Source organism: Halobacteriovorax sp., assembly GCF_048381875.1.
Lineage (GTDB): Bacteria > Bdellovibrionota > Bacteriovoracia > Bacteriovoracales > Bacteriovoracaceae > Halobacteriovorax_A > Halobacteriovorax_A vibrionivorans.
This window is the reverse complement of record NZ_JBLXBP010000003.1, coordinates 226,463-244,819: the sequence shown is the minus strand read 5'-3', so window position 1 is coordinate 244,819 and position 18,357 is coordinate 226,463. Positions and strand designations below refer to the sequence as shown.

Genomic DNA, 18,357 nt, shown 5'->3' with positions numbered 1-18,357 from the left:
GTTAAACTATTTTTAATTATAGCAAAAGCTGTAACTCGTTCAATAAACAAGGAATGAGTACAATTCTGCCTCCATAACTACCTAATATTTGTTTAAGCGAGATAATAAATATTATTGGCAATAATTTACCCCTATAAGAAAAATTAAACAAGATTTAAACTAACTTAACGGGATGGCGCGTTAAACGTTAACAAATGAAACTAATATCATGGGGTTAGTAGAATAAGTTTATTTAATTTATCAATATATTCACTTGTGATTATATTCCTTTTTACTGGGTGTTCAGATCCCTTAAAAGGCCGCATCGATATTAACTCAATCACTGAGTACGATAAAGTTCCACCTGAAATTGACTTTGTTACCACTGCCGGTCCGATGAACGGTAATAATGATTTTACACTAAACTACACACTAACTGATGACAACTCTGGTGTAGCAAGTGCCAAGATTCTCTACACACCAGATTTTAATACAACTAATTATTCTGAAGTTACAACTGTTACAGGTAGTAGCAATCAAATAAAATTCTGTGTTCCTAATAAGAATCACCCTGCCCCTGCTTTTAAAATCATTGCTAGAGATGAAGCAGGTAACGTCTTTGAAAAAGAGCTCGGAACTAGTGGACCATACTTTTCAATTAACTTAGATACTGACCCAACTATCCCAAACTTAACTTCATCTCTAGGTACACTGACAAAAGATCAGCCTACAACCTTAAATATTGATAGTTGCTCACTGAATGCCTGTTCAGGTGATGCTGTCTATTTTGAGCCTCCAACTCAAACAAAGTATGTCTTTGCCAATACGACAGGAACCACTCCTAGTGTCGGTGATGCTTGGGTAAACTGTGAAACGGCTCTCTCAAGTGGTTATTTACAAAACAACTTTCCAAGTGAAGGGCTTAATACTTACTATCTATGGACAAAAACAGAAGATGTAGATGCAGATAGTGTTACTCCATTGAATTTTATTTCAAGTGCTAACACAACAATAGATATTACTTACGATAATACTGCTCCTATTGATAACACTGGAACAGGTTTTACTTTTGATAATGATGTTGAAATTGTTGGTGATAATATCCCTGTTCAATGGAGCCTTTTTACTGATCAACAAGTCGTCGATCATCGCATTGAATTATATACTGATAATACCTGTAACCCATTAAATCTCTATAATAGCTATACGACTTCTAGTGCCGCCATAACTGATAATACGAATGTTGATGGCCTTGTGGATGGACAATACTGGGCAAAGGTCATAGCAATCGATCATGTGGGACTTGAAGGCTCATCCTCTTGTTCACTCGATAGTGTTTTTGTCGATGCAACTGCACCTGTTGATAATGGTGCGGACTTACAATTTATCGACACATTAGATAATGACGGAGATGATCTTTCTATTTCATGGACAGCATTCAGTGACTTAACACTTACAAATCATCGTATTGAAATCTTTAGTGACTCAACATGTTCAACATCAGTAGGTACATTTCTTACTGGAAGTAGTACTAATTCTGACAGTGCTGCTGTGGACGGATTAAATACAGGAGACTACTGGGCAACTGTTACAGCAATTGATGGAATAGGAAGTGAAACAACTTCAAACTGTTCTACAGATACCATAAGAGTCGACAAAGACTCACCTATTGATAATGGAGCAGATTTACAATTTAGTGCAGCTACTGATATTGATGGAAATAGTATTGCTGTTACTTGGACAGCATTTTCAGACCCTGATGGTGTTGTCGACCACAAACTTTATACATACACAAATAATACTTGTACGCTTGGTGAAACTGACCATGGAGCAACTTCAAGTGGTACAAATTCCAATGCCACAAATATTACTTCTCTTGCCGATGGCCAATACTGGGCAATTGTTGAAGCATTTGACCCAGGTGCAAATAGTACTAAGTCTGCATGTTCAACAGATTCAATTATAGTTGATTCAACTCCACCACTAGATAACACCGCCAGTGTCCAATTTAGTGCAACACATGAAAATACAGGAAATAATATTGCTGTTTCATGGACAGCTTTTACAGACTTAACTCTAAGTGATCATCGACTTTATACCTACACTGATTCAAGTTGTACTTTAGGCATGGTTGATCACGGGTTAACAGGCTCAACGACGACTTCATCTAGCATCATAACTGGACTGGCCGAAGGTACATATTACGCTAGAGTAAGAGCTTATGATGCCATGGGCTTTGATACTCTATCAGCATGTTCTACAGATTCAATCGTAATTGATAAAACAGCTCCTGTTGACAATACTGCTGATGTTCAATTTACAAACGATTACAATAATACCGGTGAAAACGTTAATGTGTCTTGGACAGACTTTTCTGATACATATTTAAGTGATCACAGAATTTATACTTACACAGACTCTGCATGTACTTTAAATGAAGTCGATCACGGCCTAACAGGTAGTGCAACCAGCACCAATGCTGCAATCATTGATGGTTTAAGCGATGGTACTTACTACATAAAAGTAGTTGCCTATGATTTAGCGGGTAATGAAACAACAAGTGCTTGTTCTACTGATGCAATTACCATTGATACAACCGCCCCTACTGACAACACAGCAAACCTCATCTTTGCAGATACTCATGATATTGATGGTAATGATCTAAATGTATCATGGACCGCATTTACAGACACAAATGGAATAGCTGATTATCAAGTTCTAACTTACACAAACTCTTCTTGTACATTAGGTACAGTAACTCATCCTTATATAGGAAGTAACGCTTTAACTGATTCAACTTCTATTGATGGCCTTGCCGACGGAACTTATTTTGCAAGAGTTCGCGCAATGGATAGCGCAGGAAATACAACATTATCAGCTTGTTCAACTGACTCGATCATTGTTGACTCAACACCGCCGCAAGATAACACAGCAAATATCCAATTTACTCTTACTCATGAAAATACTGGAAATAATATTGCCGTTACTTGGACTGCGTTCTCTGATTTAACATTAAGTGATCATGAAGTTTATACATATACCGACTCATCTTGTTCTCTAGGTGAAGTTAATCACGGACTAACAAGCTCCACAGCAGCATCTGCAAATAATATAACAGGGCTTGCCGAAGGTATTTACTACGCAAGAGTTAGGGCCCATGATCTCATGGGATTTGATACATTATCTGCTTGTTCTACTGACTCTATCGTAATCGATAAGACGCCACCAACTGACAACACGGCCAATATCCAATTTACAAATGACTACAACAATACAGGAAATAATATAGATCTTACTTGGACGGGTTTCACTGACACTTATTTAAGTGATCATCGTATTTTAACTTATACAGATGCTGCTTGTAGCTTAAATGAAGTAGACCATGGACTAACAGGAAATACGACAGTTGCTAATAATACGATTGTTGATGGACTTACAGATGGTGTTTATTATGCAAAGGTTGTTGCAATTGACCTTGCAGGAAATACGACAGAATCAGCTTGTTCAACAGATGCAATTACAATTGACCTTATTAGTCCAACAGATAATACGGCCGATCTTCAATTTGCTGATCTCTATGATAATGATGGAAATGATATTAGTGTAAGTTGGACAGCCTTTACTGACCTCAATAGTATTTCTGACCATCAAATCTATACGTATACAGATGCAGCTTGTACTTTAAATGAAACAATACATCCATTAACAGGAAGTGGCACTAACTCTGATGCCGTAACAATTGATGGACTCACAGATAATATCTATTATGCAAAAGTATTAGCTTTTGATAGCGCAGGTAATTCAACTCTTTCTGCTTGTTCTACAGACTCAATTGAAGTCGATACAACTCCTCCGACAATTGGTGCAAGAGAAGTTGTGGGAACAGTTGTTACAGGACAACCCCTTGGTCTTTTCAACCTAAGTGATTGTAACGATGTAACTCATGTGAAAATCACAAAAGGACTTGGAGCTCCACCACTTGCCGCAGATTCAGGTTGGCAAACTTGCGATACTGTAAATTATTCGATGACATTTGATGATCTCGATGTTGGAGCAAATAATCTTCAATTTTGGATTAAAGACGTTGCAGAAAATGTGCAGCCTTCATTTATTGCCCATCAAGTTTTCTTTACACCACCACAATTAACGGTAGAAAATGGGCCAACAATTAATACAACTATTGCAGATATTTCCATTGATTACTGTACAGAAGCTGGAATAACTGAAGTTATTTTTAAAGACGTCGACGGACAACCTGCTGCGAGTGATCCTGATTGGCAAACTTGTACAACAGCAATTGGTGGACTTAAATCTTATACACTTACTCCAGGTGATCATACACTAAAAGTATATCTTAAATATGAAGACACAAGCATCTCTCTAAATGCTATTGATCTGCCTCTTCGATATGATCCTGTCATCAACTGGGTTGAGTCTCCAGTAATTAACAGACCTCATGTTTCATTTACTTTTGAAGCATGTGATGGGATTAGTGAAATTTTAATTAATCAAGGTACACAACCTGCACCTGGTGATCCACAATGGCAAACTTGCTCTACATCGGCCGGGGCCATTACACATACACTAACAAGTGATGGAGAACAAACTCTAAACTTCTGGTACAAAGATTTAAGTAGTAATGTTCTAACAGGTTACTCTCAAGTTAACGTAAACTTTGTACCTCCTAGTGCTTACTTAGCAAATGGAACTGATCTTGACACAAATACAGCTGCTATTTCAATTGATAGCTGTACTGATATTTCAAAAGTATATGTAAAACTCGATGATACAATGGAAATACCACCTTCAGTCGCAGATTTTACAACTGGCGATGGCCAAGACTGTACGACTGCGATGAATGCTATCACTTCACCAATAATTCCAGCAGAAGGGATACACACACTTGATGTATGGTTCTACTTTAATGATGGATATACATTAGATCCGTGGCATGAAAGACTTACTATTCGCTATACTGCTGTTGATTCAACACCGCCTCCAGTTTCTGGAGGAGATGGAGCAGCTGTACCATTGGCAATGACATTAAACAATGGAGATGCTAGCTCTCCGCCAATTTTATTAGATAATGCATCTCGTGCTATTTTTACTTTAAACACTTGTGAACCAAATCCTCCAGTTGCAATGACAGGGACAGTAGATATAACGGCATCGACAACTAATGTAACTGGTACGGGAACACTTTTCACAAGTGAGATCAGCGTTGGAGATTATATAAATATTGGAAGTGAGGTTTTAAAAGTCGCTTCAATAACTAATGATACATCTTTAGAACTAGTTTTCCCTCACACTGCGGGAGCAACTGGTCAAAGTATTACAAAAGAATACCCTGATGATGTGATTACTGACATGATCGTAACAAAGAGCTCAACGGCCCCTGATGCTGACAGTCCAGACTGGCTAACATGCTCTAATTCTGCAGAGCTTTTAAAATCAGCTTCACTTACTCCAGATGGAGTATATACATTATATGCATGGTTTAAAGATGCTAGTGGAAATGTTTCGACAACTTCTCTCACTCAAGATGTTGAAGTTCAAGCAAATGGGGATTTAACTCCTCCACCGAGGCCAGAAATTATAGTGGAAGGAGCACCTGAAGTTGCGAGTGCACCTGTTGGAATGACTGTAGTTGACTGTACAGATGTCGATCAAATTTATCTGAAGCCATCTGAATATCCATCTCCATATGTTGCACCAGATAAGGATCAATCAGGTTGGCAAGACTGTAGTGAAGCAGTTGGTGCACTGACATATCACGTTGACCTTATTGGATCTTATACAATATCAGCATGGTTTAAGGATGCTGCAGGTAATATAAATTCAACTCCAAGAGATGTATCATTCATCTTTAACCCAACTCAAGGAGCTTATCCAGACGCTATAGCATATTGGACAATGGATAACGTTCACAAAAAAGAGGGTCGTATTATCGACGCTCTAGGTGAAAACCATCTTGTCTATTGGAATAATGGCAGCGTAACAAGTACGGCCGGAAGAAGTGATGAAGCAGTTTCGCTAAGTGGTACCAACAGTTATCTATTAACAAAAAATACACCTATTCTAAAACCGACGACCGCTGTTTCTGTCTCAATGTGGGCAAACCTAACAAGTGGTGACACTGGAAACAAGGTTATCATGGGAAATATAGAAGAAGGTGTTGGTGGATATGGATTCAAATTAAATGGAGGAGACCTGCGTTTCTATGCTAGTGGACAATCGGTCTCAATTGCTACTTCTTCGTACACAACAGGTTGGCATCACATTGCTGGTACTTCTGATGGACGATTTATCAATATTTATATTGATGGACAACTACAGGCAACGACAGATTTAGGCTCTCCAGCAAATCTCCAATATGGATGTCCTACAATTCTTGCAGTTGGTACGGATGTTAATTGTACTGATCAGCCGACTATAACAAGTAATTTCGATGGACAATTAGATGAACTAGCAATTTGGGATAAGTATTTATCTGAACAAAATATTTTAAATCTCTATATTGATACATTCAACCAATTTAAGGTTAGTCAACATTCCACTAAGCCAGCAGATATAGCTTCTGCTTCTTTCTATGGTGAGACACTACAAAATACAAAATTAACTATTGATACTTGTGGAGATAATAAATTCATCTATATCGATGAAACGACTCACCCACCAACAGTAGATACACCACGTTGGCAACTATGCCGTGAAGTTATTGGTGCAGCAATTAACAAGAACCTAACACAAGGTCCTCATGAATTAAAAGTGTGGGGTAAAGATGAATACAATAATATCACTAATGCTTTTTACTATGTAGATACAGTTGTAACATCAACAAATCATTATGAACCAAGTATCCTACATTATACTATGGATAATGATCATATTGATGGATCACTAGTTCAAGAGATCAGATCTGGTTACCATGCAACAAATAATGGTGCGACACCAAGTGTATCTGGAGTCCAAAATGAAGCTTATCAATTTGTAAAAGCAAGTAATACCTACTTAGAGACTAAACATGCCGCACTTTCTCAAGTCGCAGATGAAGTAACCATTTCGATCTGGGCCCAACTGACTGCAAATGATAATCGTCAGCAGGTGCTGGCCGGGAATAGAATCTCTTCTCATGGTTACTCAATTGAAATTGACAACAGTACAAGTGAATTGAAATTCTTTGTAGAAACTAGTGGTGGAACAAGATCAGTTGCAATTGCAACCTCGGCCTACACAACAGGATTTCATAATATCGTTGGTGTCTATGATGGACGAAACACAAATCTATATATTGATGGTATACAAGTTGCAAGTGTTGACCACGGAAGTGTCCTACCTATTCAATACACTTGTCTAGGTTCATTTGTAATTGGTGCTGGAGCAACATGTAATAATGGTGCTGCTCTTGGAACGCATTTTGATAATAAAATCGATGAAGTATTAGTTTGGGACTACTCATTAACTTCTGCAGCTATTACTGAATTATTTGAAGGACAAGATACTGTTCCTCCACTTTCAGTACCAGTTACTCCACGTGATAATCTTTACACAATTGGAATTCCTGTCGCAAGACTCAACGTAGATAACTGTAGCGATATTGCTAAGGTCTATGTAGCACTTGATGATACCAAGCCAACTGGTGAAATTGCTAATTGGCAAACTTGTTCAACAACAGATGACCTAATTAAATCGAGTTTATTAGAAATTGGTGCAAATGATCTGCGTGTATGGTTTATGGATGAGTCTGGAAATGTTTCTGACACTTCAACTGATTTAACAATCACATATAACTTTGATGCAACCATACCTACTCCTGACTCTTACTACACACTAGACCGAGCAAATCGTGATGGAAGTGTGATCTATGACGTAACAAGTGCTCATCATGGTGAAAACTATGGGCCAATTGAGTCAACGGGTGTTGCCGATGAAGCAATGAATTTCAACGGCACGAGTGATTATATTGAAGTCTTAAACGATGTATCATTTGAGCCAGCTTCTGAAGTAACACTATCAACGTGGTTTAATGTGGATTCTTTCCCAACTTCAAGACAAGTAATTGCAGGTAACTACAACAACGGCGGTTACGAGATTGCTCTTGATAACGGTGTTGTAGAATTTAAGGTTCAAGCCTTAGGTGGCCCTCAAGTCGCTTCCTACTCAACGACATCATTAACTCCAGGAGATTGGACTCACGTTACTGGTGTTTGGAACAATGGAACGATTAGACTATTTATTAATGGAATAGAAGAAGTTAATACTGTTATTGCGGGTAGTGCTGATATTGATTATGCACAAAGCAACTCATTCTTAATTGGAGCATCACCTACAACATCAACAGGCCCATCGGGTAATTACTTTGATGGTAGTATCGATGAAGTTTCTTTTTATCGAGCTGCTTTAAGTGATACAGTTATTAATGAATTATACGAGAGACAATCTAAAGGTGATAAAGCATATTACGATGTTACTCCTCCATCAATCCCGGTAAACTTAAATATCATTTACTACAACTCATTAGTATCAAGAGCAAATCTAACAGTCACAGACTGTACTGGACTTGATTATATTATTGTTACAAAGAATGAATTCCCTCCAGATAAAAATGATGAGGACTGGCAGCTTTGTAATACTTTAACAGGTGGTCTACTTTCAAAAAGACTAGATCCAACTGACAATTATGCAAAATTTTGGACAAAGGATATTTACGGAAATATTTCAAAAACTTTTGAGTATGTTCCAATTATAACAAAATACGATAAGCCTATTGCAAGACCAGTTGTTCACTGGACTTTTGACGAGGCCCACTACAACAATACCTCAAACGAAGCCTTAGACCGCATCAGTGGCCTAAAGCTGAAAAATGAAGGTTATGAATTAGACTATGTTGATTTTGATACTGATCCATGTGATCGAACGATGGTACACAATCCAGCACTAGCGCCTGTAACAATCGACTCTAATGGTGTTTTAAATAAATCGATGCTCTTTGGTGATGACCGATTCTTACGCGTTAAATCTCCTCAGAACTCAAAACTTAAGCCAAGTGATACACTCTCTGTTGCAGCATGGGTTTACTTAACTGGTGACGGTGTACACTCTGATGATCATATCATCTCAAATGAGTTCAATGGCAAAGGTTGGTCAATAAAAGTTGATGCGGCCAACAAGGATGACAAAGGGCTTCGATTTACTGTTCATACAGCAGATGGGCTCCTAGAACCATATCTTGAAACAAAGAACTACACAACAGGATGGCACTTAGTTATTGGTACTTACGATGGACAGAAGGCCAGTCTTTATTTTGATGGTATTTTTGTCAAGTCCTTCTCTAATGCTTCACCATCGCCAATCGTCTATGAGACAGGTGTAAACACTTTCGTTGGGGCAAAAGCATCTACTGGAGATGAGCCAACAAATGGTAAATCACATTACTATGCGCGCTCTGGTTTAAATTGTAACTTATACAATATCGAAGATAGTAACTTTGCTAATAAAATAGATGAAGTCATTATTTGGGATCAAGTTCTAACAGGACTAGAAGCGTCTTCTCTATATCATAATGGTGCAGATATTCTTTATGAGACTGATGTAACGGAACCACCGAACCCTACTTTAACACTAGAAAATACTAGGCCAGATTTATTCTCTAATAAAGCATATTTCACCGTTAACGACTGTACAGATATTTCAGGAGTTCTAGTTAATGAAGGGACAAGACCAGACAAGCAGGATGATCGCTGGGAAGTATGTCGAGAAAGACGTGGTTCATTTGGACTAGAAGAACTTACAGAAGGTGGTCACACTATAACGACATGGTTTAAAGATCTAGCTGGTAATGTAACAAGCTCTTCTTCTGACCTAGTTGTAAATTATACTCCAATTGCAACAGTTCCATATTCAAATGCTTACTGGCCAATCGAAAGTGTTGCAAGCGTTGATAAAACTGTCATTGATATTATTGAACATGGTGTACACGACCTTATCGAAGTCAACGTAGATGCTGCCGATAACCCGACAGCAACTTATACCACAGGAAAAGTAGGAGAAGCATTATCCCTTACAGGTAGCCAGTCTTATCTAACAACTCAAGACACTGTCTTATTGACACCAGTTAACTTCTTATCTGTTGGTGGATGGTTCTATCTTACACAATCTGATAGTACAAACCGTGTCTATATCGACCGCCACGTCTATTCAACAGCAACAAACAGAGGTGGTTATAAACTCTATCAAAGCGGTGGCAACATACGATTTACACTTGAGTTAGATATTGCAGGAACAATTAATTTAGCGAGTTCAATGGCCGGTGTTACAACAGGATGGAATCATGTAATCGGTATTTTTGATGACCAGGAAGTTAAGTTGTATTTAAATGGCGTCGAAATTGCTACTTCAGGAGTACTACCTGAAAGAGATTTCGTTCGCTACGATGTTCCAACTGATTTTAGAATTGGTGCAGAATCTAATCAGAATAATCTTGCGACAAACTTTTTAAATGAGAAAGTCGATGAAATTGCTGTTTGGGGATATGACTTATCACCAACAGAAGTAGCAACCGCACATACAAAAGGGCAGTCATCGACAAGACAAGTTGAGACGATGAATGCACCTTCAAATGTTGATAACGCTTATATATATTTCGATAGTCATTTCGGCCCTTACGCTAAGATGACAATTTTAAATTGTACAAATACTCCTTGGGTATATATTACTTATCAAGGGGCACCACCACCGGCCGATGACAGCGATGACTGGCATCGTTGTGTAACTAACCCTGGTGCTATATTATCTGAAAAGCTCCCAACTGGAACAACTTATGTTGATGTGTATGCAAAGAATGCACTTGGTGATATTTCGACTTTAGCTGGTACAAAAGAAATTGATCCGATCCCAACATATTCAGACTACGATCTAGTAAAGCCTATTTATCATGCATCTTTTGACAATGGCACGATTAACGGTTCAACACTTACTGATCATACCTCACAAGTATCAGCTCAGTTAAATGGAAGCCCTACAATCTCAACAAGTAGTAACGGTAACGAAGTAATATTCGATGGTAGTGATGATTATATAGATATTGCTAATAATTTTAGATTTGAAAATCTGTATAACTTTACATTAATGACATGGCTACATTTAAATAGTACTGATACAGCTACTAGACAAATTATTACAAAGAAAAACTCAAAAGATGACATACGTGTTTATCTTGATAGTGGCGATATTGTTTTTGAAGTAAATATCGTTCAACCATCTGGCTATACCAGAAGTGTTCCGTACGGAATTATTAGATATCCTCTAGAATTAATTCAAACCGGAATGCATCAACTGGCAGTAAAATACGATGGACAAGAGTTATCTTTATATATTGATGCTAACCTTGTTGCTCAAGCAGATCCAGGCTATCAAAACTGGTCAACGACGACGATACGTAAAGTTGACTTTGATTTTGTAAGTGGTTTCTATCTAGGAGATAATACACAATCAGAAAACTTCCAAGGTGCTCTTGATGATTTTATGGTATTCAATCAGACTCTAACTGATGAAGAGATTTTCTACCATTATAAGAGATATGTAGATGAAGTTTATCCAACTGATTCAACAGCTCCTACAACAACGCCTACACTTTCTGTTGTTAACTCGACGTTTGGAACAAATTGGCCAACAGATAATCCAAATCCAGTTTATTCAATAAATGACTGTAATGATATCACTGGTGTCTATATCACTGTTGATGCTCAACCGGGGCCAACAAATACGTCAAGCGGATGGCAACAATGTAGTACAAAAGATGGTGTAATTGATTCACCGACACTCACTCCAGGTGTACATACTGTATACTTTTGGTTTAGAGATGCAAGAGGAAATATAAGTTCTCCTCAAAGTATCGTTGTTGAATACACAGACCCTCCTCTTCCACGGCCAGTTGCTTATTGGACGCTCGATCAAAATACAAAAATCGGTAGTATTTTCTACGACTCATCAAACGCTATCAACATCAATAATTTTGGTGCTCAAAATATAGCCTCTGCAAAAGTTGGAAATGGATTAAGTTTTGATGGTGAACGTCAATATTTAAAAACTGATTACGATCCACAACTTAAAGTTACAGATGAATTCACTATTGGATTTTGGATGGACCACAATATTCCAATGGATGAAGGAAGTGGAGATCGTTTCTTTAGTATGACAGGTACACAGCCAGGTGGTATGGAGATGTATCTAAATTGCGATGAATCATCTTGTGGAACTAGTAACAAGTTTGTTGATTTCAAAGTTAATATCGGTAATAGAAATTATGTACTTGATCTACCTGTTTCACAATTTCCTTCATCTTGGGTGTATGTTCTATACACATATGATGGACGCTATCTAAGATATTATGAAAACGGAACACTTAAAAGAGAGAAAGACTTAAATGATTTTGAAAGTGTAACTTATGATGCTGTTGAAGAAGTTCCTTTTGTTATGGCCGCAAAAGCGGGAGCAGACGAACAAATATCTAAACATTCAAATATGAATATTGATGACGTTGCAATCTGGAGTAAGGCCCTAAATCAATCTCAAATTACAAATCTCTATAGTAATTATGCAAATAATAATACGAGAAACTATGATCCATTAAGACCGATTGTAACTCCGGCAAATACAAGAGCTTCTATTTATAACCCAGGTTATAAATCATTTGGTTCAAGACTTCGTCTGACAATGAATGATTGTACAGATACCGATATGATCTTGGTATCTGACTCAACAGTACAGCCAAGTGATACAGATGAAAATTGGCAAGTTTGTAACACAATAGCTGGTGGTATATTAAGCTCGCCTCTACCAACTGGATCGGTAACGCCAAGGGTTTGGGCAAGATCATTTACTGGTGAAGTTTCCGCAGCTTCTGGTACTGCAAATGATCAATCATATACAATGCCAACCTATGTTTCTGACATACCAAGGCCAAGTGTTCACTGGTCACTGGATTCAGCAGCATCTGGCGCTTATGGACATCCTCAAGTTTATGATAACTTTGGTACTGCACATGGATCACTTGATGCCACAACACCACCTGAATCAACTGCAACGAGTGGAGACAATGCTGTAATCGAAGAAGGGTTCAGCTTTAATGGTATCGATGAATTTATTAAGATAAAACCAGATGCAAATACAAACCCAATGTATACAACATCAATATCGGCATGGGCCCATCTCGTAAAAGGCGAAACAAAGCATCGTCACATCGCTGGTAATATTCAAAAAGCAACACTCACAGATGGATCAGGGATTGGACTTAGAGTTAAAAATGGTAATTTACAATTTTATGTGACTGCAAGATCCCCTGGAGCAACAGGAAGCATTCAAACTCTAACTGTAGATTTTGATACAAGTATCTACAATACAGGCCTTCACCATATAGTAGGAACATTTAACAAACAAAAACTAGAGCTATATCTTGATGGTGTAAAAGTAGCAGAAAAATACGCTCAGCTCTTTGATGGAAATTATATTGAAGTTGTTAATGATGATTTCAGTTATTGGAATATTGGTGCAGAGACAGGATATCTACAAACAGCTGAAGCAAACTCTTTCTTTAAAGGCGTTATTGATGATGTCATGATTTGGCACAATGTTCTATCAGAAGAAGAAGTTTACTATCTATACGAATACGGATCAGACCTTCTTCCTACGACACTAGCGGATGGTATTGCTCCAACTGATCCAGGAATAGAGCTCACAGGTAATCTTACAACGACGTCTTCACCATGGAGTCATTTCACAATGCCAACATGTACTGGAGCAAACGGGATTCTGATTAATGCAATTTTTGTAAATTCCAGTTCGGATGCACCACCAAGTAAAGACGATATTGGCTGGCAGTATTGTACCCGTGATGAAGGATATGTAATTTCCCACTTACTTGAAAGAGGTGATAACGATATTACTGTCTACTTTAGAGATGAAGAAGGAGATATCTCAGGATCAACATCTTTTAATGTTACCTATATTCCACCAGACTTAATTCATCCACTGGCATACTATACATTTAACACTGAAGATTCTATTAGTGCTGACCACTTTAGAGACTTAGCAGGAAACCTTCATATTATAGCCTCAAGTGATATACCTAAAGTTTCATCTACAATTGGTGGGAATGCAATTGAGTCAACAACTTCATCAGAGACAATTAGTAATACTTTTACTTTTGAATACGATATGGAAAGAGATTTTACGATCTCTATGTGGCACTTACCACAAGATACATCTGAATATAAAATCTTAGAGTATGGGCAGATGCGAATTTCAAGAACATCAATTAATCAAATTGAAATTCACATACCTGATATCGGAACATTTACAACAAATCAATCACTGATACCTGCGCAGTGGACACACTTAACTTTTAGAAGAGAAAATAACTCTCTAAAAATATATTTTAATGGAAAACTAATTTCATCTTTTTATACAAAGACAAACAATCTAAAACTTCATAACAGTGGGAAACTATCATTATTAGAAACTAGAGGTCGACTAGATGAAGTCGTTATCTATGACTCACCTCTTACAGAGGATCAAATTGCTTACTTATTCTTCAAGGGAAGTAATCAAGAAAAGCTGGAACTATATCCTTTAAACTATGTTGAACCTGCTGTTCCTGACTTTTACTGGAACTTTAATAATACACAACTTACTTCAAATAGCTTAAGTGGGGTAACAAACTCAGAATCTCTAAATGTGAAAAATGCAGTGACGACAGGAAGTGTTAATGCTATTGAAGGAGAGGCTTTCCAATTCACTCGTTATGAAGATATTTTAGCAGGCGACAATATAAATACCGTTGGCGCAAGACAATTTTTACGATCGGACTCTGTTGCACCAATTGACTTCACTTCTGAATTCACTTTATCAATGTGGATCAAGCAACCAAATGCAGATAGCGCAAATATTTTCACTGACGATAAGAGTGTTATTATTGATCAATGGGGATCAGAGTTTGAAGAGAGAGTTTTTAGACTAGAATATAAACACACTTCTACTGGTTCAGGAAAGTATATACTCTACCTTAGAAATGGTTATGAAACGGATATTACCAAACAAGCTATTAAAGTTGAAACAACATCTTTTAGTGGAATTAATGGTTGGCACCATCTTGCGATTAAAAGAGATGTAAGAAAGCTTGCTATCTTTATTAATGGCCGTGAATACGGTGCCGCTTTAATTGGAACGGCTACTCAAATTGTTAATAACAACCTTACAACACCTTTAAGAATTGGTGAGTCAGGTCTAAGTGGGCTTGACCTTATGGCAGAAGATGTCTCAGTTGCAGCTGGAACAAATACTATCACTGGTATTGGTTCTGATTTTGAGAATAAATTCTATAATTATATCCATGGAAGTGTTGATATCATTTCAAATACTACAGTTGTCACAGGTACAGGTACTCGCTTCACTCAAGACTTAACGGTTGGAGAAAGTGTACTCATTGCAGGAGAAGTTCATACTATTGCAAGCATTACAGATAATACGACATTTATACTCGATGTAAATCATGTTTCAGGAGCCTCTGGTGAGAATGTTAGAAAGGTTATCCCAGGAACAGTATCAAGTACAACAGGATCAAATATTATTACAGGAGTTGGAACAAACTTTACTTCGGCCCAATTCCCAAATAACTCATATATAACTTTTGGTAACGAGATTGGTCAAGTCGCTTCAGTTAATAGTCCAACACAAATAACATTAGTCAATAATGCTATCTCTACACAATCAGGAGTTTACGCTGAAAGTACAAGTGACCTAAAGCGACTTAAATTAGGCGCTGAGATTTTCGATTCTTATTATGTTAATGATGCAACAACAATTACATTAAGATCAAATCACATAGCTGGTGTTTCAAATGTAAATATATGGAGAACTTATAATAATACTCACAGTGATGAATATGGATTTGATGGTAGTATTGATGAACTTGCTGTATGGTACGATGCTCTCGACTTTAACCAAATTTATAAATTATATCAGAAAGGATTGGCCAATGAGCCTATTTCAGCAGCACCTACAATAGCATTTAACGGTGTTGGTAATACAACTAATGATTCAACAGTTTCAATCACGCTCAATGACTGCCAAGACTATACTCATGTTTGGGTAGGAACAAGCCTCGATAGTGAACCGCTTGATGGAACTCCAGGCTGGGTAGCATGTACCGATGTAGCAGGTGGGCTAACTTCACCAACTCTTACTTCGGATTCACTAAATACTGTTAAGATATGGTTTAAAACGGGATCTGTTGTTAGTTCATATACATCAAGTTTTGATATTACACATGTAACTGGTGATCTCACTCCTCCAGCAATTCCGGCAATTACACTTGAAACAACATCGCCAACAAATCTCTCTTATGCTCGATTTACGATTGGCTCATGTAATGATATCGCTGGTGTTCTAATAAATCTAACGGGTATTACTCCAAGTGCAATTAATCCAAATTGGAAGAATTGCTCTACGATAAACTCTGCACTTCACTCACCAATTCTTGAAAGTGGAGCAAATACAATAAGTGTATATTTTAAAGATGAAGCAGGAAATGTAACAACAGGCTCTGATTTTGCACTGACATACAATCCAGTAATGATTGCAAAGCCTGGTCTATATTTGAACTATAACAACGAAAACCTAAGTAATAATATTATTCTTGAAGAAATAAATGATGATGTATTTAGTCCTTCGGTTGTTCTATCTTTAGAAAGTAGTTATATCGAAGGAGAAACGATAGAGTTCAACGGTACAAGATACCTTGAGGATGTATCAAATACTTTTAATATCACGTCAAACTTTACAATCTCAAATTGGATAAACATCGCAAAACCGACATCTTTCAGTGTCATTAATGATAAATGGAATAGTACAATTGCAGAACAGTCATATCGTAAATTAATTGATAGTAATGGCCGTCTATGCCTAGAGTATCAAACAGTCAATAGTACCCAAGTTTGGAATAATGATTCATACAAGAAGATCTGTTCAACTGGTAAGATAGAATTTGGTAATTGGAACCATGTCGCTATCACGAGATCAGGTACGAATGTAAATTTCTACATTAACTCAGTAAACGTTGGAAATGAGACAATTGATAATGGCGATCTTGTGAACTCACCTATTCCACTTCGAATTGGTGCAAGTCAGCGTGAAACAAATGGCGTTGGTATTGTTGGAGGTATAGATGAGACAGCAATGTGGAATCAAGAGTTATCTGCTTTAGATATAGAGACTCTTTATGGACGTGGAATGTCTCAAATGCCAATTTTATATACTTCGCAACCTCAAGCAACACCACTCGAAGATATTTTCTGGGGATTTGAGTCTGCAAATTACTCAGCTCCAAACCTAAGTGCAGCAATTGGCTCTAAGGACTTAATCAATGTTCCATCTTCAACGCCAAGCTCAGCAACATATAATCCGTCTGCACAGATAGGAGAAGCATTCGACTATGCTAATGAAAACTATTTCGAAACTGTTGATCATGAAATTAATCTAGGTACTGACTTTACAATTTCAACTTGGATCAACCTCGTTGATGACTCAGACGATGAAGGAACAATTCTCAACAAGTGGAATGAAGCCGATGTAGATGAACAGGAATTTAGATTATATACAGATAATCAATATATTAAGTTCTCATATCATGCGACGACAACAGCTACTGACACCTTCCCAATGCTCGGCTTTGACACAATAACATCAAATGGGCAGATACCACTTACAACGTGGACAAATATTGTCATAACAAGACGTGGAGATGTTATCCGTATGTATATTAATGGTGAGCTAGAAAGTTACAAGGTTATTGGGCCAGAGGCAATGAAGAATATTACAACTGTACCACTAAGAATTGGTGGTGTTGAAGATGGTGGTATTAACTTCTTTACTGGTACAATCGATAACACGAGTATCTGGAAAAAGCCTTTAACTAAAGAAATGATAAAGTATGTTTATCAACAAGGACAAGCGAATCTTGAGAATCCAACCACAACTCAAGTAAGCCTTGCTAACCCTAGTAATACCATTGTTGACCCAATTGCATATATGACAATATCAGACTGTAATGGAAATACTAAATACCTAATCCAAGATTCATCTCTAGGTGCTCCAGCAGCTGGCGCATTAACAAATGATTGTACTAGTGAGCTTAGAGGAATCTTCTCTACAGATGTGCCAGCAACAAGTGACACTCTCCATATCTACTTAGGAGATGGTACTTCAACTGTTGAAGGTCCATATCCAGTTAATGTCATCTATGCCCCATAATCCAGAAGCGTTGCGCCCGAAATGAACGCAGGTTGAACCGTAGGTTCAAGTCCGATCAGCATTATGGTAGAA

General features: G+C 37.5%; 1 protein-coding gene. It reads left to right on the top strand.

Going from position 1 to position 18,357, the window contains the following annotated elements; genetic code table 11:
• Positions 1 to 255 precede the first annotated feature (255 nt).
• Positions 256 to 18,285 carry a LamG-like jellyroll fold domain-containing protein gene (locus ACN5L8_RS09645; RefSeq protein ID WP_419172908.1) on the top strand — a complete coding sequence of 6,010 codons (18,030 nt, stop codon included), beginning with the start codon at positions 256 to 258 and terminating at the stop codon, positions 18,283 to 18,285.
• Positions 18,286 to 18,357 lie beyond the last annotated feature (72 nt).